A 17259-nucleotide genomic window follows, 5' to 3' on the forward strand; every position below is an offset into this window, starting at 1 on the left:
CCTCAAACCGTACCGAGTGCCGGACCCGCTGGTCAAGGAGATGAAGCGGCGATCCGCCAGCCCTGGGCTTCGCCCTCCCGCGCTGTTACGGTACCGCTCTCCGGAATGGTGTTCCACCAACCGGTCCGACGTTGAGCAATCGGCGGGTGGCCCGTCGGGACGGGAGGACGATGACATCGCAGATCGTGCCGGTACGGGTGGGCCGCGCCCCCGGCATCCGACGCGCCGACCTGCTCTGGGGGCAGCACCCCGGGGAGACGGTGGACAGCCCGCACATCATCTGGGTGGTCCGGGACGACCGGGGCGAGGTGACGGTCCTGGACACCGGCTCGCCGGACGCGGAGTGGGTGACCCGGCACCACCGGCCGTTCGAGCGCACCGCCGAGGAGGAACCGGCCGCGGCGCTCGCCGCCGCCGGCGTGGACCCGGCCACGGTCCGGACGGTCGTGCTCAGCCACCTGCACTACGACCACTGCGGCAACAACCACCTGTTCCCGAACGCGGAGTTCGTGGTGCAGCGCAGCGAGGTCGCGTACGCCATCGCGCCGTACCCGGTGCACCAGGCCGCCTACGAGGCCCCGGCGCTCGGCTTCACCCCCCGCTGGCTGGCCACCATGGACCGGACGCGGCTGATCGAGGGTGACGTCACGCTCCGTCCCGGTCTGCGGTTGCTGCACATCCCGGGGCACACGCCCGGCATGACCGCCCTGGTGGTGGACACCGCCGCCGGCCGGTACGCCCTCGCCGGGGACCACTGCGCCCAGTTCGAGAACTGGCGGGGCGCCGGGCCCTACCGGGTGGTCCCGTCCCGGACCCACGTGGACCTGGCGGACTACTACCGGTCCTTCGACCGGTTGGCCGAACACGCCGACGTGGTGCTCCCCGGCCACGACATGCGGGTGTTCGACCAGGCCAGCTACCCGGCGGTGGACCGTGGCTAGGCTCCGGCTCGGGGTCCGGCTGCCCGAGGGCGGGTCGGACGTGCGCCGTACCGTCGCCCAGGCGGTCGCCGCCGAGGCCATGGGGTACGACTCGGTCTGGCTCGGTGAGCACCACGGCTACCCCACCTACTGGCCCTCGCCACAGCTGGTGCTGGCAGCGGTCGCGGCCCGGACCGAGCGGGTCCGGCTGGGCACGAACATCCTGATCCTGCCGCTGGCCGACCCGGTCCGGCTGGCCGGGGAATTCGCCCTGCTCAGCAACCTCAGCGAGGGCCGGGCGGTGCTCGGCGCGGGGATCGGCTGGGACGAGCCGGAGTTCGCCGCGCTGGGCGCCAACGCCCGCCGGCGGGGCGCCGTCACCGACCGCCACCTGGCCCTGATGGACCGGCTCTGGCACCAGGAGTCGGTCTCCTACCGGGACGACGACCGCACCCTGGCCGACTTCACGCTCTCCCCCCGTCCCGCCTGGCCGGTCCCGGTCTGGGTCGGCGGCCGGTCGGTCGCCGCGATGCGCCGGGCCGCCCGCCACGGCGAGGCCTGGTTCCCGGACGCGGCGCTCACCGTGGACGAGGTCGTCCGGGGCTTCGCGACCGTGGACCAGCACCGGGCCGCCTCGGGCCGACCACCGGCCGCGTTCCGCCCGCTGGTCCGGCACGTGGTGCTGGGCGAGACGGACGGGCAGGCCCGGCGGGACGCCGAGGAGTACCTGCGCGTCTCGCACGAGCTGCACCTGCTGCGGGGCAATCCCATGGTGACCCAGGCCAGCGTGGGCGACTTCGCGAGCCGGCTGGCGGACCGGTACGTGGTCGGCGACCTCGCCACCTGCGTCGACTGGGTGCGGCGACTGGAGACCGAGGTCGGGGTGACCGATCTGGTGGTCAAGTTCGCCGGTCGGATCAGCGGCGACGACGCGCTGGCACAGATGGCCGACTTCGCCACCGCCGTCCGGGCGATGTCTTGACAGCGATCCCGACCACTCCCTAGCTTCATCATCCATAGAAACGATGTTCCACTAAACGGAACATGACAGTCGGGGGCCCATCCGGAACGGTCGTGGAGGTAGTCGGATGATCAGAAAGCGGTTGTTCCTCGCCGGCGTGCTCGCCGTGGCGCTCTCCGCCACCGGGTGCGGCGACGACGGCGCGGGCGGCGGCACCGACGCGAACGGAGTCAGCAAGGTCCGCTACGTCTACTGCGCCGAGACGCTCGCCGCCAGCGGCGCGCCGTTCTGGATCGGCGAGAAACTCGGCTACTTCGCCGAGGAGAAGATCTCCCTCGAGATGCTGCCCGTCGCCGGCGGCACCGGCGCCTGCCTGCAACTGCTCGCCGCCGGTCAGGCCGACATCTCCGCGCCCAGCCCGGACGTGCTGGTGCAGGCCGCCGCGGACGGGCGCAACCTCGACCTGCGGTACTTCTACGAGGTCGCACCGAAGTTCCTCTTCGACGCGACGGTCCTGCCGGACAGTCCGGTCCGGTCCTTCGCCGACCTGAAGGACGCCACCATCGGCCTGGCCTCGCTGGGCGGCAGTTTCGAACTCTTCGCCAAGGCCGGCCTGCGCGCCGCCGGCGTCGACCCGGCCTCGGTCGACTTCGTCGCCGTCGGCACCGAGGCGGCGGCGGCCGAGTCGCTCAAGAAGGGCGACATCGACGCGCTGGTCATCAACGACGTGCGGTACGCCGCGCTGGAGGCCGCCGGATACCAGTTCCGCTACCTCGACAAGCCCGGCGTGACAGCGAACCTCTTCGGTGCCGGGCTGCTGGCCCGCAACGCCTGGCTGACCGAGAACCCCGAGGCGGCGGCGGGATACGCCCGCGCCTACACCAAGTCCGTGCTGTTCGCCAAGGCGAACCCGGAGGCGGCCATCCGTATCCACTGGGAGCAGTACCCGCAGTTCGCCCCCACCGGCGACCGGGCCAAGGCCATGCAGGCCGCGCTGCCGGTGCTCAAACGCCGGATCGACGTGATCGAGGACGACGGTTCGGCGGAGAAGCCGTACGGCCAGTTCACCGCGGAGTCGTGGCAGGCGTACGTCCAGTTCCTCGGCGTCCAGGACAAGGTCAAGGACGTCTCGGCGTTCTACACCAACGACGTGGCCGCCAAGATCGGCGCGATCGACGCGGCGGCGGTCCAGGCCAAGGCGACCTCGTGGCCGACCTCGTGACCCGGACGCCGGTGGTGTCGGCCCGGGGTCTGTCCAAGGTGTACGGCACCCGGACCGGCACCCCGGTCGTCGCCCTCCAGGACGTGTCGTTCGACGTGGCCGAGGGCGAGTTCGTCGCCATCCTCGGCCCGTCCGGGTGCGGCAAGTCGACCCTGCTGCGCATCGTCGCCGGCCTGACCGGCGAGACCGAGGGCACGGTGGACGTCAACGCCGCCGGCGCCGGGCCGGGAACCGACGTGGGCCTGATGTTCCAGCAGGCGGTGCTGCTGCCGTGGCGGACCGTCGAACAGAACGTCGCCCTGCCCGGGATCGTGGCCGGACGCCGGTTCCGGGACGTCCGGCCCCGGGCCCGGACCCTGATCGAGATGGTCGGGCTGGACGGATTCGCCGAGAAGTACCCCGGCGAACTCTCCGGCGGCATGCAGCAACGCGCCGCACTGGCCCGCTCGCTGTTGCAGGATCCCCGGCTGCTGCTGCTCGACGAGCCGTTCGGGGCGCTGGACGCGATGACCCGGGACCAGATGAACCTCGAGGTGGAGCGGGTCCGGCAGCAGACCGGCAAGACCATCCTGCTGGTCACGCACAGCATCGCGGAGGCGGTGTTCCTCTCCGACCGGATCATCGTGATGACCGGACGCCCCGGCACGATCCGCGAGATCGTCGACGTCACCCTGCCCCGGCCGCGCGAACTCGAGGTCACCGGTTCGGCGGACTTCGGCGCGTACACCAACCAGATCCGCAAGCTTCTCGACCGACCGGAGTGACGCATGGCAGTGTCGGAGAAAGTCCTGTCCGCCCGCAAACTCCCCGGCGGCGCGGAGCCGGCCGAGCGACGCCTCACCGCGCGACTCTGGTTTCCGGTCTCCCTGGTGCTGATCATCGTCGGCTGGGAGGTCGCGGTCCGGGTCACCCAGGTCAACTCGGTGCTCGTCCCCACCCCGGTCAGCGTCGTGCAGTCGCTCTGGCGCGGGCTCGCGCAGACCGGCCCGGCCAGCTTCTACCCGCACTTCTGGCGCACGCTCCAGGAGGTGTTGCTCGGGTTCGGCGGCGGCGTGGTCATCGGCCTCCTGCTGGGCGGCCTGGTCGCCATCTCCCCCACCGCGCAGGCGATCATCCGCCCGTACATCGTCATGATCGAGGCGGTACCGAAGATCGCGATCGCCCCGCTGATGGTGGTCTGGCTGGGCTTCGGCATCGAGTCGAAGGTCGCGCTGGCCGTCCTCGTCACGTTCTTCCCGATCTTCGTGAACACCGTGTCGGGGATGCGTTCGGTGCCGGCCGAGCGGCTCGAACTCATGCGCTCGCTCCGCGCGGGCCGGGCGCTCACCATCCGCCTGGTGATCGTGCCCAGCGCCCTGCCGTTCATCTTCGCCGGTCTGGAGATCGCCGCGGTGTACGCGGTCATCGCCGCCATCGTCAGCGAGTTCGTCAGCGGTCAGATGGGGCTGGGCGTGCTGATCCTCCAGGCCAACTTCCGGCTCGACATCGCCACCGTCTTCGCGATCCTCATCCTGCTCGGGCTGATGGGCATCGGCATGACGAAGCTGATCGAGCTGGCCCGCAAGCGGATCGTCTTCTGGGACGGGAACTGAGGAGCAGCGACATGGAGATCGAGAAGAAGATCGCGGAGCTCGGCCTGGAGCTGCCGGTGCTGCCGGAGAAGCCGGGCACCCGCCGGGTCCGCGCGGTCCGCACCGGCAACCTCGTGTACCTCGCCGGCCACGGTCCGTTCCACGAGGGGGGCTATCCCTTCAAGGGCCCGGTCGGCGTGGCCATCGGCGTCGCCGAGGCGCGGGCGGCGACCCGTTACAACGCGCTCGCGCTGCTCTCCTCGCTGCGCCGGGAGATCGGTGACCTGGACGACGTGGTCCGGATCGTCAAGATCAACGCGTACGTCTACGGCGAACCCGGCTTCAACAAACCGTCGGTGGTCGCCGAGGGCTGCTCGGACCTGCTCATGGACCTGTACGGCGAGCGCGGACGGCATGCCCGCTCGGCGGTCACCGTCGCCGCGCTGACGCTGGACATCTGCTGCGAGACGGAGATGATCGTCGAGGTGCGCCCGTTGCGGTCCTGACCCTGGCGCGTGCGCCAGGTCCGTGGCGGCGAACGCGACTGCCGATGTCCACCCGCACCGCGCCGACCGGCCGCGCCGCCGGGTCTGCACGCCGACGGCCGTGGTCGACATCCGGAAGGTACGACAGTGCCGTGACGATGTCGTGCGGGTGGCCCGTGACAGTGATCCGGGCGTGACGGTCGAGCAGATCGTGAAGGACTTCGGAGTCCATCCGATGACGTGGTCCACGTGGCTGCGCCAAGCCGACATCGATGCTGGCGCGAAGCCTCCGCCCGCTCGTGAACGAGCTGGCCGCCGACGGAATCCCCGTCGCGGTGACGTGCCGGGTATTGACCATCGCTCGTGCGCGTCCAGCAAGCGCAAGCCTCGGGCCGTCCTCCCATCGCACACCTGCGATCATGGTGACGAGATGCCCGCGCGCCGGGGCGACCCCGACGTGGCCGAGCATGTCCCGACCCCCCGGAAGGCACCCATGACCGGTCAGCGCGCTCTTGCCCTCGTTCTCTTCGTCGTCGCGTTCCTGGCGCTGGCAGCCTCCCGCGCCTTTCCCTTCCTGGACGACGTCTCCGGTGCGGCAAAGGTTGGCATCGCGGTGGCTGGAGCCGCCTGCGTCCTGACGGGTGTGTGGTTGTGGCGGCGCGCCAGCCCCGAATCCGAGGGCTGAGAGGGCGGTTCGGAGTCGGTTGACCATGCCCTTGAGCTTCGCGCGGGCGCCTTTGACGTGTTCCGCTGAGGGCCCGATGCCGAGGGCGAGGTAGATGTCCTCGGCGCGCATGCCGTCGGGTTCGGCGTTGAGGACGGCGGGGATCTGTTGGTAGGGGCGCTGGCGATGGTGGGCTCGTCGGCGGTGCACTCGGCGGCGGTGAGGGGCTCACGAAGGGTCGACGCCGGGGCGGTAAGCCAGGGACCGGATCGGGCGTCCCGTCGGTCCGCCTGACGCTCGGCCGACTCCGCACCGCGCTGGACGTCGCGGTCCGCCGCCAGCTCGTGGTGCGGAACGTCGAGGCGGAACAGCAAGAAGGCCTCGACCCACCGAAGTGAATCAAGACCCTGACCTGCTCGTTTACTGTCGGGACGGCCGGATTCGAACCGACGACCCCTTGACCCCCAGTAGTCCGGTGGCCCAGCGGCATGCTCACGCTCAGTGGCTTCGGATCAGGTCCGCTTGCGACTCGCGATCTCGTCAGAGAGCTGCTGCACATGGGCGGGGTCCGCGTCCCGGGCAAGGGCGACGTAGTGGTCCATGACCGCCGGCCGGTAGCGCACGGGCAACGTCTGCCCCGGGGCGAGTCGGGTGAGCTCGGTGATCGTGAGGTCTTCGTCTGCGATGCCGCGGAACGAGATGCCGTCGGCGGTCTCCACGTCGAACATCAGGACCACGCGAGGGTTGCTGTTCACCTCCCGCCAGTCGACGAGAACGCCGAGCGCAAGCGCCCCCGAACGCAATTCCGCATTGCGCTTCCGCGCATCACTGCTCAGCAGCGGGTTCGGGGCGATCCCGGGGAAGTCGGGCCCGACGCCGAGCGATTCCCGACTCAGGTCGGGTCTGAGCTGGTCCCTCAGATCGTTGATGTTGTTCGTCGAATCAATCATCCTGCCGAACATCCTGCCGAACATCCTGCCCCCTCCCTCACACCGGTGCCGGAATCTCGGCCTTGGCTCCACCTTGCCGCGATTGTATATCGCGGCCATTCCCGAGCGCCGTCGTAATTCAGCCATCTTCATCTGCGTAGCGGTTGGTTTCGACGTGGTGCAGGACGAGGGTCTCTTGTGGCGGGTAGGTCAGCGGCGATCCGGTCGGCGCGCAGGCGGGTCTTGCCGCCGTCAGGCAGAAGCAGGTGGCTGGCGGTGCGCGGTGGCCCTCGACAGCCCGAATCCGGGCGGGAGGTGCCGCCACACGTGCAAGATCGGGAATCTGCCGCCGGCGACAATCGGCGCGGCGACCGTCGACCGAGGCGGATCTCGTACCCGGCAGGGGTGCGGTGCGGCCATCGGTCGCTGGCACGTACCTTTGTCGACATGACGCTCCCCAGGCACAGCGGCATCGCGTCCCGGTAGCTGCCGCAGGAGCCCCGGCTCGCCGCCGTCCTGACGCGGCAGACGGACCGGGAAACTCCGCTTCCCGATGAGTGTGGGCAACCGCCGGGGCCGTTAGGCTTGGCTCGTGATTCGCGCTGTGATCGTGGACGTCGACGACACCCTGTGCCTCACTCAGGCCGCCTCGTTCGCTCTGGAGAATGAAATCCTGGCGGCGATGGGCCGGCCCCCCATGCGACGGGAGGTGCATCTATCCACCTGGGGCGAGCCGCTTCTCGACGCCATGCCCCGACGTTCACCCGGTCTGGACCTGGCGCAGTTCTCGACGCTCTATCAGAGCGCGCTGGAAGCGTACATCGCCGACGGTCGTCTGGATCTGATTCCCCCGGAGAACCTGCGTGCGCTGGACGAATTCGTGATGACCGGCCGGTCGGTGTTCCTGTTGACGTCGCGGACCGAGGACGAGGTTCGGCACATGCTGGAGCCGGATCATGTCTTGGCCGAGCGGGTCAGCGGCATCTACCACGCCGGCAACACGCGTTTCCGCAAACCGGATCCGCGCGCCTTCGATGAATTGCTCGCAGCGACTGACATACCACCCGGGCAGTGCGTTTACGTCGGGGATTCACCAGGTGACGCACTAGCCGCCGGGGGCGCCGGCATGCACTTCGTCGGCTGCCTGCAGAGCGGGGTCCGGAAGCCGACGGACTTCGATCCCCGCTACGTCGATGCCTTCATCGACGCTTTTCCCGACATCGTCGACGCGGTCGAGCATCTCGACCAGCATTCACTGCCGACGTCTGCTGGCTAGCACGCCGTCGGACGCCCGGTCCTCCGTCAACGGCCGACCAGGCGAGCGAGGTCGCCGGTGCGGGCTCGTCAAGCGGCGGGAGTCGACCGCTGCATGCCGCTCGGCATGACTCGGCCCTGCACGTCGCGGCCGAGCACTCGCCGCCCGCAGTCGTGGCGGCGATGGCCGCGGCAGCAACCGATATCGACGTCCTGTCCGACGGCCGGTCCCCGCGGTGGCTGGCGGTCTACTCCCGGAGGCACGACAACGCCCGGGTACAACTGTTGACCTCCGCACAGCGGGCCGACCTCAACGCCTGACGGCCGCACGGTGTGACGGCTTTCGCCGACGTGCCTGCGGACTGTCGGGCCGTGAAGCTGCTGTCCTCCCGCACGCCGGCCGGCGGGCGAACTCCGTCAGGCGTGCTCCTTGTGCCGGGGTCACACGTCGGTGACACGCAGGCCCGCGTGGGCCCGGTAGCGCCGGTTGACCGAGATGAGGTTGGCGGTGAACGCCTCTACCTGACCCGCGTTGCGCAGCCGGCCGCCGTAGACGCCGCGGACGCCGGGGATCGCGGCGGCGAGTTCCTGGACCAGGTCGGTGGCCTCGCGGTCGTCACCGAGCACGAGGACGTCGGTGTCGACGGTGTCGAGGGCGGGATCCTCCAGGATCACGGCGGAGACGTGGTGGAACGCGCCGACGACCCGTGATGCGGTCAGGATCGTGGCGGCTTGCTGGGCCGCGGAGCCCTCCGGCACGTCGAGGGCGTAGGCGCCCTGCCTGTCGAAGCCCAGCGGATTCACGCAGTCGACCACGATCTTCCCGGCCAGCGCCGGGGCGAGTTCGGTGAGCAGTTCAGCGTGGCCCGCCCACGGCACGGCGACCACGACGATGTCGCCGGCGTCCGCCGCGTCGGCGTTCGACAACCCCCGCACGCGGCCGGGCAACGCTGCGGCCGCCTCCGCCGCACGTTCGGCGGCACGCGAGCCGAGCACCACGTCGAGTCCGGCCGCGGCGAAGCGCCGGGCCAGGCCACGCCCCTGCGGGCCGGTGCCGCCGAGGACGGCGACGGTGCGGCCACGGAGCGCCTCGCTGACGGTCATGTGATGTCCTTCCCTCACCCGGTGGCGGGTGGGACGTGGTGGCGTCGCCGGCCGGCCCGGCGACGGCGATGGGTCAGGTCAGCCGCTCGTAGATGACAAGCGGATTGCCGCCGGGGTCGACGACCAGCGCCCGCCGCTCGTGCGGTCCGGTCACCGGCGCCGTGACGGTGGCGCCGGCCGCGACCAGCCGCGTCACGCAGGCGTCCAGGTCGTCGATCTGGACACTGAGCAGGGTCCGGCCGGCGACTGGCTGTTGGGAGGCATCGGCCAGGCCGATGGTCACGGTGCCGTCGGTGACCGCGGCGTACCGGTCGCCGTCGCGGAACCGCACCGTCAGCCCGAGACGGGTGTAGAAGTCGAGTTGGGCGTCCAGGTCGTCGGCGGGAACGATCACGTGTCCGACCCTCATCGGCGGAACCTCGGCATGACCTCGCGGGCGAACCGCTCGACGATCTCGATCGACCGCTCGATCGGCAGGCCGAGCCACTGGGCCCGGAAGACGAAGTGGTTGTAGCCGGCGTCCGCGAAGTCCTGGATCTTCGCCGCGATGTCGTCGGGCGAGCCGAAGAACAACGCCTTCTCCTTGATCGCGTCCCACTGTGACTCGAAGAAGTCCATGCCGTACTGGACGTACTCGCCGTAGGAGCGGCGGACCGCGTCCCCGGCCGTCGCGTACGCGTCGTCGAACGAATCCGCGACGCACAGGTCGCGGTGGATCGGGAAGACCGCCCCCTCCTCGTCGAAGCCGGCGGCCCGGCGCTGCTCGCGGTAGTCGGTCAGGTTGCCGACCGCCCAGTTGCGCCGCACGTTCGACGGGGCCAGCCAGGGCAGCCCCTGCCGGGCGATCCGGGCGATCCCCGCCGGGCCGTTGGCGCCCACCCAGACCGGCGGGTGCGGCCGCTGCGCGGGCAGCACGCTGCACCGCACCCCGTCGAGCCGGAAGTGCCGGCCCTCGTGGTGGACTGTCTCGCCGGTCCACAACCGCTGCATCACCGCGAGGGCCTCGGTCATCCGCGAGACCCGGGTACGCCGCTCGATGCCGAACGACGCGAACTCGACGTCGCGGTAGCCGGAGCCGATGCCGAGCACGAACCGGCCGCCGGACATCTGGTCGATGGTGGCGATCTCCTCGGCCCAGTGCACCGGGTGGCCCAGCGGCAGGATCAGGATCCCGGTGCCGAGCTGCATCGTCCCGGAGTGGTCGATGAGCCGGCTCAGCAGCGGCAGCGGTTGCGGGGTGCTCAGTGACGACAGGTAGTGGTGGATGCCGAACACCGAGTCGTAGCCCAGGTCGCGGACGTGCTGGACGTACTCGACGGTCTCGTCGACCCGCCGGCGCAGGTCGTCGCCGGGGGCGTACTGGTGGTCGAGCAGGATGCCGAACTTCACGTCGGTCGCCTACTCTTCCCGCGACCGGGCGTCGCTGAGCCGGAAGTACGGCGCGACCAGCCGGTCCCGGTCGGCCAGCGCCTGGGCGATGCCCTTCTCCCGCCGCTCCTTGAGGAAGTTCCAGTCGCCGTCGGCGAAGCTGACGTTGGTGGCCCAGCCGTGCCCGACCCAGCCGGTCATCGCCCCCAGGCCCTTGCCCCGGGCCTCCATCACCACCTGCATCATCGACTTGCCCATCATCAGTGAGTCGAGCGGCATGACCGCGATCGCGTCGGCGTAGTCGTCGACCCACCGTTGCAGTTCGTCGCGCTCGACGACCTTGGTGACCAGGCCCTTGCGTTCACCCTCCTCGGCGCCGATCGCCCGCATGGTGAGCATGACGTCCTTCATCGTGGTCAGGCCGACCTTCTCGATCCAGTGGTACATGTCCTGCGGCGCGGGTCCGAGGTAGCGGAACGCCGGGTGGGTGAACCGGGCGTCCGGGGAGGCGATCACGATGTCGGCGGAGAGCGCGATCTGGAAGTGGCCGCCGTAGCAGTAGCCCTGCACCTGGCAGATGGTCGCCTTGAGCGACTCGATGATCGGGCGGGTGAAGCCGGAGCTGAGCACGTTGCGGTCGGGCAGGATGCGCTGGCGCTGCGCCGGCCGGCGCCGGGACGCCTTGTCGGTGCCGGTCTTGTAGCCGATGTAGTGGCCGAGTTCGGCGGCGTCGGCGCCGGTCCCGAAGTGCTCCCCCTCCCCCTTGAACACGATGACCTTGACCCGGTCGTCGGTCTCGGCCTCCCGAACCAGGTCACCGACCCGCTCGAAGGCGGCCACCGGGATGGCGTTGAGCCGGTCGGGGCGGTCGAAGGTGATGGTGGCGACGGCCCGCTGCTCGTCGACGTCGTAGCGCACGTACGTCGCGAGAACCTCGGGGTCGACCTCCATGTTCGCCACGTCCCACTGGTTCTCCAGCAGCTCGGCTTCGGTCTTCTTCACGGCGATTCCTCTTCTCGGGTGGAGCGGAAGGCGGGGATCACCTCGGCGGCGAACAACCGCAGCGAGGCGCGGAGCTTCTCGGTCGGCATGCCCAGCCAGCCGGGGCGGAAGATGAGGTGGTCGAAGCCCAGGTCCCGCAGGGCGGAGATCCGCTCGATGAGGAACTCCGGCGAGCCGAGCAGCAGCGTGTTGCGGACCAGTTCGTCGAACCGGTCCCGCTGCCACCGCAGCGCCGGATACTCGGCGTACGTCGAGTACTCGACCCGGGCGTGCGGCAACGCCTCCGCGACGGCCTGCTCGGTGCTCGGCGCGCAGTACAGCTCGACGCCGACGGGCCGTTGCACCGTCGCCGGGTCGCGGCCGTACTCGGCCAGCGCCTCGTCGTAGACGGCGAGGTGCTCGGGGAGGAACCGGCGGCTCGGCGAGTTGCCCGGCGCGTACCAGGCGTCGCCGAGCCGGGCGGCCCGGCGGACCGCCTTCTTGCCGCCGGCGCCGATCCAGATCGGTGGGCCGCCCGGGGTCAGCGGCCGCACCCCGATGGTGGCGTCGACCTGCGGATAGAACTCGCCCTCGTGGGTGACCGGCGCCCCGGTCCAGAGCGCGCGGATGAGCCGCAGGCTCTCGTCGAAGCGGCGGAACCGGGTCTCCGGGTCGACCCCGAAGGCGGCGAACTCGTTCTCCCGGTATCCCGCGCCGACGCCGAGGACCACCCGCCCGCCGGAGAGGTGGTCCAGCGTGGCGAACTCCTCGGCGATGTGCACCGGGTGGAACATCGGCAGCAGCAGGATCCCGGTGCCGAGCATCATGTCGCCCGAGCGCGGGATCAGGCTCGCCATCATCGAGATCGGCTGCGGGGTGGCCAGGTTGGACTGGAAGTGGTTGATCGTCCATACCGAGTCGTAGCCCAGCTCCGCGGCCAGCTCGACGGTGCCGAACAGGTCGTTCAGGTGCCTGCCGAGGTCGTCGCCGTGCGGGTACTGGTGCGACGCCATGATGCCGAACCTCATCGGCTCACGCCTCCGTCCGGCACGGCAGCCGACACGCGGCTGATCTTCCCGGTCGTGCTGCGCTCCAGGGCGGGCACGAACTCGATCCGCCGGGGCGCCTTGAAGTGGGCCAGCCGGTCCCGGGCGTACGCGACGAGCCGGTCGGCGAGCGCGTCGTCGCCGACCGCGTCGTCGTCCTCGCGCACCACCAGCGCCACCGGGATCTCGCCGAGCCGGTCGTCCGGCCGGCCGAGCACCCGGACGTCGCGCACCAGCGGATGCCCGCGCAGCTCGTCCTCGATCTCCTCGGGCCACACCTGGAAGCCCCCGCACTTGATCATGTCCCGCTTGCGACCGACCAGGAAGAGCACGCCGTCGTCGTCGACGTAGCCGATGTCGCCGGTGTGCACCCAGCCGTCGCGGACCAGCTCGGCGGACGCCTCGGCGTCGTCGACGTAGCCCCGGGTCAGCGCGGACCGGACCACCACCTCGCCCTCCGCGCCGGTCGGCAGCGCGGCACCCGCGTCGTCGCGGATCTCCAGCTCGACGCCCGGGTAGACCCGGCCGGCGGAGCCCGGCTTCCACCGGCCGGCCTTCATGTCCCGCCCGGTCCAGCCGGCGATGTGACCGGCCTCGGTGGAGCCGTAGTTGACCAGGATGGGCACGTGGTAGCGCTGCTCGAACGCACGCCGCACCGGCCACGCGATCGCCTGGCCGGCCACCAGGACGGACTTGACGCCCTGGAACGGCAGGTCCCGTTCGGCGTGGACGATGTCGTAGACCATCGTGGGCAGGAAGAAGAAGTTGTCGAACGCGAACCGTGCCATCAGGTCGGCGAGCCGGTCCACGCCGAAGCGTTCCCAGACCACCGCCGGCCGGCCGACGAAGAAGGCGAACAACAGCGAGTGCTGGCCGCCGCTGTGGAACAGCGGCAACGCGATGAGGTTGGGCTTGGCGTCGCGGGCCGCGGTGCCCTCCGCGTCGGTGCCGGTGGTCACCCGGGCGAGCCGGGTCAGCGACTCACGCGTACCGCCGTGGGTGACACTGACCGCCTTCGGCCGTCCGGTCGTGCCGCCGGTGAACAGGATGCAGGCCTCCGCCTCGGGCGCGACGTCGACGCCGGGCACCCGGACCTCCCGCCGCCAGGGCAGTTCCGGGGCGCCGGGCAGCGCGCCGGCGACGGAGCGGACCGGGAACGGTACGCCGTCCGGCGCGGCGCCGAGCAGGTCGGCCACGACGTCCGGGCGACGGTCGTCGACGAGCAGGAGCCGGGGCGCGGTCTTCGCGGTCGACTCGGCCAGTTCAGCGGCGTTGTAGAGGCTGCTGACGGTGACCGGCACCGCGCCGATCTTCCACGCCCCGAAGAGGAAGAACACGATTTCGGGGCCGTTGGTGAGGTAGCAGGCGACCCGGTCGCCGGCGGTGACGCCCTCGGCCCGTAGCGCGGTGGCGACGCCGCCGGCGAGCAGGTCGATCTGCTCGAACGTCCACGACCGGCCGTCCTCGCCGTACAGGCCGGGCCGGTCGCCCCGGTCGGCGTGCCGGCCTTCGAGGATCCGGGCCAGGTTGGCGGCAGTCACCGGAGGGCCTCGGGGGCGGCGGCGGGGGTGCTGACCCGCGGGATGACCTCGGCGCCGAAGCGGGCGAGCTGTTCCATCGCCTCGTCCTGCCCGGCGCCGACGAACTGGTGCCGCAGCGAGACCTCGGTGATGCCCAGCTCGGTCTCCCAGCGGCGCAACTTGGCGACGATCTCGTCGGCGGACCCGACCAGGCAGTCCTCGGCCAGATACCGGTCGAGGTCGAGGGACTGGGCGTCGTCCCAGGACTTGTAGCCCGCGTACTGGCGTTGCAGGGGCGGGCGGACGGCCGCGACGGCCGCCGGATAGCTGTCGCCGAGGTACGCCTCGCGGCTCATCGGGTACTCCCGTTCCAGGGGAAAGCCACGCTCGGTCAGCTCGGCCCGGTAGAGGGCGAGCAGCCGGGCCAGTTCGTCGTCGTCGCCCTTCGGGCCGATCAGCCACGGGGCGTCCAGTCGTGCGGCGCGGCGCACCGCGGGTTCGGCGAACGCGCCGATCCACAGCGGTGGACCGCCGGCCTGCGCCGGGCGCAGCGCCAGGTGCGCGCCGGGCACCTCGCCCCAGCTACCCGCGATGTCGATCGTCTCGCCGTTCCACAGCGATCGCAGGATCGGGACGTACTCCCGCAGGCGCCGCAGCCGGTCCTCCCAGGCCACCCCGAACGCGGTGGTCTCGCGGCGGCGGTAGCCGGCGCCGATGCCGACGGTGAGCCGGCCGCCGGAGAGCACGTCGAGCGAGGCCAGGTCCTCGGCGAGCGCTACCGGGTTCAGCAGCGGCGCCAGCAGGACCCCGAACCCGATCCGGACCCGGCCGGTGGCGTGGGCCAGGTAGCCGGCCAACGGGACGGGCTGGACGAACGCCGACCGGGCCAGGAAGTGGTGTCCGAGGTAGACGGCGTGGAAGCCGGCCGCCTCGGCGGCGACCGCCTGGGCCAGCACGCCGTCGATGCCCTCGGTGGCGGAGGCCGACGGGTCGAACTGGGCGCTCAGGAAGCAGCTGACCTTCACCCGAGGACCGCCTCGGCGGCGGGCGCGCTCACCGCGGCACGGTCGGCGCCCTGGGCCCGGAAGTGCGGGATGACCTTGTCGGCGAACTCCTCCATCGACCGCAGCGCCTCCCGGCGGTCCAGCGACGGGATACGCAGCCAGCCGATGTAGTGGTTGATGCCGAGCTGCTCGCGCAGCATCTCGATGGTCTCGATGACGCGCTGGGCCGAGCCGAAGTTGCCGCCGTGGGTGAGCGTCTGCTCCAGCGTCAGCAGCTCGATGTTCTTGGCGACCGCCGCGTAGTAGGACCGCTCCTTCTCGATGGCCTCCGCCGAGCCCGGGATGACCTTGCCGACGGACTTGTAGTAGTTCATCGCCGCCTGGGCGGCCTCGCGGAGGCCCTCCCGGCTGTCGCCGCACCAGACCTGCTGCATGAACGGCAGGTCGTAGGTGGAGATGTCGAAGCCGTTCTCCCCCATGCTCCGCCGGTAGAGGTCGAAGTTCTTCTGCATGATGCCCAACGGTGTGAAGTTCGGCGAGGTGATGATCGACTCGCCCACCGCGCCGCGGTCCCGGAAGCTCTCCGGCGAGACCGTGCCCTGCAGGATCGGCGGGCCGCCCGGGGTGAACGGCCGCGGATAGGTCGTGACGCCGTCGTAGTGGAAGATCTCGCCGTGGTAGGAGAAGTTCTCCTGCGACAGGGCGAGCCGCAGGATGTCCAGGGTTTCCTGGTAGCGCTGCTTCGACTCGGCCAGCGGGACGCCGAAGCCGGCGAACTCGGCGGGCTGGTAGCCACGGCCGACGCCGATCGAGACCCGGCCGCCGCTGAGCACGTCGAGGGCCGCGATGTCCTCGGCCAGCCGCAGCGGGTGGTGCAGCGGCAGCACGAGGACGGCGGTGCCGATGGTGATCCGCGTGGTCCGCTCCGCGACCGCCATGCCGAAGTTCAGCGGGCTGCCGAGGATGCCGTACTTCGAGAAGTGGTGCTCGGCGAGCCAGATCGAGTCGAAGCCGAGTTCGTCGGCCAGCTGGATCTCCTCGAGGGTCTCTCGAAGCACCTGGTGGTCCGATGCGCCGTCGGCCACCGGGAACAGGTTCATGATTCCGAACTTCACGGCCTTCTCCTCATTTATTCCGACCAGCCGGTATGTTACTGCTCCGGCCGAAGCCGGGCAAGGGTTCCGCAGGTCAGGCGCGATCTGTCCGGCGCGCCCGGATGCGCAGCTCCCCGGTCCGCCGCCGATGCCACGAGCCCCGTCCGCACCAGGCGTCCAACACGAACGCGCGACGCAGGAACAGGTGCGGGTCCGCCTCCATGGTGATGCCCATCCCGCCGTGCACCTGGATGCACCGCTCCGCCGCGAAGATCGCCGCCCGCCCCGCCGCCGCCTTCGCGGCGTGCACCTGGATCTCGGCGTCCGGACGGCCGTTGTCGACCGCCCACCCGGCGTACAGCGTCAGGTCCCACGCCGCCTTGCGCGCGGTGGCCGCCTCGGCGAGCGGGAACGCCACCCCCTGGAACGACCCGATCACGTGCCCGAACTGCCGGCGTGTCCGCGCCTGCTCGGCGGCCAGGTCGATGGCGCCCTGGGCCACCCCGCACAACTGCGCGGCCACCACGAGCGTGGCCCGCCACGCGCCGGTCCCGACCGGCCGCGTCCGCTCGGGCGCGGCCAGCGCGACGTCCGACAACGGCATCGACGGGTCGAGCGACTGCCGCGCGGTCACCCGGGCCGGGTCGGCGACCCACACCCCGTCGGGACCGAGGGCGACCACACCGTCCGCCTGTGCCGCGTACGGCACCAGGGTCCGGGCCAGCCGGTCCGGTGACGACCGGTCCGCCCAACCGGAACCACCCGGCACGTCGATCGCCGGGGTGAGCACCCGGCCACCGTCCAGCACCCCGTCGGGGAGCGCGTCGGTACGCCGCCCGTCGCCGCACAACAGTTGGACGGCCGCCGCGTGCGCCGGGAACCGGCTCGGCGCCAGCCGCTCGCCGAGTGCCTCGACGGCGACCAGCAGGTCGATCAGGCTCGACCCGACGCCCCCGGCCGACTCGGGCACCCCGAGCAGCGCGAAGTCCCGCAGCAGCGGTCCGTCGCACGCCGGGGCCCGCCACGGGCCGGACAGCGCGTCGCGGGCCGTGCCGCCGGCGCCGTCCGCGAGCGAGCCCACGGTCTTGCCGATCTCCTGCTGCTCCTGGGTGAATGTTGCGCGCATCCGGCGACTC

18 protein-coding genes are annotated in these 17259 nt (G+C 71.1%); 8 read left to right on the top strand and 10 right to left on the bottom strand.

Annotated features, from left to right (window positions below; all coding sequences use genetic code 11):
- Positions 1 to 170: 170 nt before the first annotated feature.
- The 7 genes from ACH495_RS28185 to ACH495_RS28215 all read left to right on the top strand — a co-directional run bounded on the left by ACH495_RS28185 (position 171) and on the right by ACH495_RS28215 (position 5844).
- Positions 171 to 941, top strand: coding sequence for an N-acyl homoserine lactonase family protein (locus ACH495_RS28185; RefSeq protein ID WP_396860737.1), 771 nt, complete (start codon positions 171 to 173; stop codon positions 939 to 941).
- A complete protein-coding gene (locus ACH495_RS28190) occupies positions 934 to 1902 on the top strand; it encodes an LLM class flavin-dependent oxidoreductase (protein ID WP_396860738.1) in 969 nt (322 codons plus the stop codon). Before ACH495_RS28185 ends, ACH495_RS28190 begins: the two co-directional genes overlap by 8 nt.
- Before the next feature lie 106 nt (positions 1903 to 2008).
- Positions 2009 to 3103 carry an ABC transporter substrate-binding protein gene (locus tag ACH495_RS28195; RefSeq protein WP_396860739.1) on the top strand — a complete coding sequence of 365 codons (1095 nt, stop codon included), beginning with the start codon at positions 2009 to 2011 and terminating at the stop codon, positions 3101 to 3103.
- Positions 3088 to 3867 carry an ABC transporter ATP-binding protein gene (locus ACH495_RS28200; RefSeq protein WP_396860740.1) on the top strand — a complete coding sequence of 260 codons (780 nt, stop codon included), beginning with the start codon at positions 3088 to 3090 and terminating at the stop codon, positions 3865 to 3867. The genes ACH495_RS28195 and ACH495_RS28200 overlap by 16 nt, the downstream gene beginning before the upstream one ends.
- A gap of 3 nt (positions 3868 to 3870) precedes the next feature.
- Positions 3871 to 4695, top strand: coding sequence for an ABC transporter permease (locus ACH495_RS28205; RefSeq protein ID WP_281940219.1), 825 nt, complete (start codon positions 3871 to 3873; stop codon positions 4693 to 4695).
- 11 nt (positions 4696 to 4706) lie between these two features.
- On the top strand, positions 4707 to 5180 hold the full coding sequence (locus tag ACH495_RS28210) for a RidA family protein (RefSeq protein WP_396860741.1): 474 nt from the start codon (positions 4707 to 4709) through the stop codon (positions 5178 to 5180).
- A 22-nt stretch (positions 5181 to 5202) separates the two neighbouring features.
- Positions 5203 to 5844 carry a hypothetical protein gene (locus ACH495_RS28215; RefSeq protein ID WP_396860742.1) on the top strand — a complete coding sequence of 214 codons (642 nt, stop codon included), beginning with the start codon at positions 5203 to 5205 and terminating at the stop codon, positions 5842 to 5844.
- A 491-nt stretch (positions 5845 to 6335) separates the two neighbouring features.
- Here ACH495_RS28215 and ACH495_RS28220 read toward each other — a convergent pair whose 3' ends face one another.
- Positions 6336 to 6797, bottom strand: coding sequence for a hypothetical protein (locus ACH495_RS28220; protein ID WP_396860743.1), 462 nt, complete (start codon positions 6795 to 6797; stop codon positions 6336 to 6338).
- Positions 6798 to 7344: 547 nt separating this feature from the next.
- Between ACH495_RS28220 and ACH495_RS28225 the strand changes: the two genes are divergently transcribed.
- Complete coding sequence (locus ACH495_RS28225) at positions 7345 to 8028, top strand: HAD family hydrolase (protein ID WP_396860744.1); 684 nt, start codon at positions 7345 to 7347, stop codon at positions 8026 to 8028.
- A gap of 419 nt (positions 8029 to 8447) precedes the next feature.
- On the opposite strand, the gene npdG is transcribed toward ACH495_RS28225, so the two are convergent.
- The 9 genes from npdG to ACH495_RS28270 all read right to left on the bottom strand — a co-directional run bounded on the left by npdG (position 8448) and on the right by ACH495_RS28270 (position 17249).
- The gene (gene npdG, locus ACH495_RS28230) at positions 8448 to 9110 is read right to left on the bottom strand and encodes an NADPH-dependent F420 reductase (RefSeq protein WP_396860745.1); all 663 of its coding nucleotides are present in this window, start codon (positions 9108 to 9110) and stop codon (positions 8448 to 8450) included.
- A gap of 73 nt (positions 9111 to 9183) precedes the next feature.
- Positions 9184 to 9519 carry a VOC family protein gene (locus ACH495_RS28235; RefSeq protein ID WP_396860746.1) on the bottom strand — a complete coding sequence of 112 codons (336 nt, stop codon included), beginning with the start codon at positions 9517 to 9519 and terminating at the stop codon, positions 9184 to 9186.
- Positions 9516 to 10499, bottom strand: a complete 984-nt coding sequence (locus ACH495_RS28240; protein ID WP_396860747.1) for an LLM class flavin-dependent oxidoreductase — start codon at positions 10497 to 10499, stop codon at positions 9516 to 9518. The genes ACH495_RS28235 and ACH495_RS28240 overlap by 4 nt, the downstream gene beginning before the upstream one ends.
- Before the next feature lie 9 nt (positions 10500 to 10508).
- Positions 10509 to 11480, bottom strand: coding sequence for an enoyl-CoA hydratase/isomerase family protein (locus ACH495_RS28245; protein ID WP_357305127.1), 972 nt, complete (start codon positions 11478 to 11480; stop codon positions 10509 to 10511).
- Positions 11477 to 12487, bottom strand: a complete 1011-nt coding sequence (locus ACH495_RS28250; RefSeq protein ID WP_396860748.1) for an LLM class flavin-dependent oxidoreductase — start codon at positions 12485 to 12487, stop codon at positions 11477 to 11479. The genes ACH495_RS28245 and ACH495_RS28250 overlap by 4 nt, the downstream gene beginning before the upstream one ends.
- Complete coding sequence (locus tag ACH495_RS28255; protein WP_396860749.1) at positions 12484 to 14046, bottom strand: class I adenylate-forming enzyme family protein; 1563 nt, start codon at positions 14044 to 14046, stop codon at positions 12484 to 12486. Before ACH495_RS28255 ends, ACH495_RS28250 begins: the two co-directional genes overlap by 4 nt.
- A complete protein-coding gene (locus tag ACH495_RS28260) occupies positions 14043 to 15050 on the bottom strand; it encodes an LLM class flavin-dependent oxidoreductase (protein WP_396860750.1) in 1008 nt (335 codons plus the stop codon). Before ACH495_RS28260 ends, ACH495_RS28255 begins: the two co-directional genes overlap by 4 nt.
- On the bottom strand, positions 15047 to 16144 hold the full coding sequence (locus ACH495_RS28265; RefSeq protein ID WP_396860751.1) for an LLM class flavin-dependent oxidoreductase: 1098 nt from the start codon (positions 16142 to 16144) through the stop codon (positions 15047 to 15049). Before ACH495_RS28265 ends, ACH495_RS28260 begins: the two co-directional genes overlap by 4 nt.
- Positions 16145 to 16217: 73 nt before the next feature.
- Positions 16218 to 17249 (bottom strand): acyl-CoA dehydrogenase family protein, encoded by a 1032-nt coding sequence (locus ACH495_RS28270; protein ID WP_396860752.1) that lies wholly within the window; start codon positions 17247 to 17249, stop codon positions 16218 to 16220.
- Positions 17250 to 17259: the final 10 nt, after the last annotated feature.

The sequence above is a fragment of the Micromonospora sp. NPDC018662 genome (genome assembly GCF_044391475.1).
In the GTDB taxonomy this organism is placed as follows: domain Bacteria; phylum Actinomycetota; class Actinomycetes; order Mycobacteriales; family Micromonosporaceae; genus Micromonospora.

Coding starts and splice junctions, on each gene's coding strand:
- ACH495_RS28220 (WP_396860743.1), bottom strand. CDS start 6,797: ATGTTCGGCAGGATGTTCGGCAGGATGATTGATTCGACGAACAACATC.
- ACH495_RS28185 (WP_396860737.1), top strand. CDS start 171: ATGACATCGCAGATCGTGCCGGTACGGGTGGGCCGCGCCCCCGGCATC.
- ACH495_RS28195 (WP_396860739.1), top strand. CDS start 2,009: ATGATCAGAAAGCGGTTGTTCCTCGCCGGCGTGCTCGCCGTGGCGCTC.
- ACH495_RS28250 (WP_396860748.1), bottom strand. CDS start 12,487: ATGAGGTTCGGCATCATGGCGTCGCACCAGTACCCGCACGGCGACGAC.
- ACH495_RS28270 (WP_396860752.1), bottom strand. CDS start 17,249: ATGCGCGCAACATTCACCCAGGAGCAGCAGGAGATCGGCAAGACCGTG.
- ACH495_RS28210 (WP_396860741.1), top strand. CDS start 4,707: ATGGAGATCGAGAAGAAGATCGCGGAGCTCGGCCTGGAGCTGCCGGTG.
- ACH495_RS28205 (WP_281940219.1), top strand. CDS start 3,871: ATGGCAGTGTCGGAGAAAGTCCTGTCCGCCCGCAAACTCCCCGGCGGC.
- npdG (WP_396860745.1), bottom strand. CDS start 9,110: ATGACCGTCAGCGAGGCGCTCCGTGGCCGCACCGTCGCCGTCCTCGGC.
- ACH495_RS28235 (WP_396860746.1), bottom strand. CDS start 9,519: ATGAGGGTCGGACACGTGATCGTTCCCGCCGACGACCTGGACGCCCAA.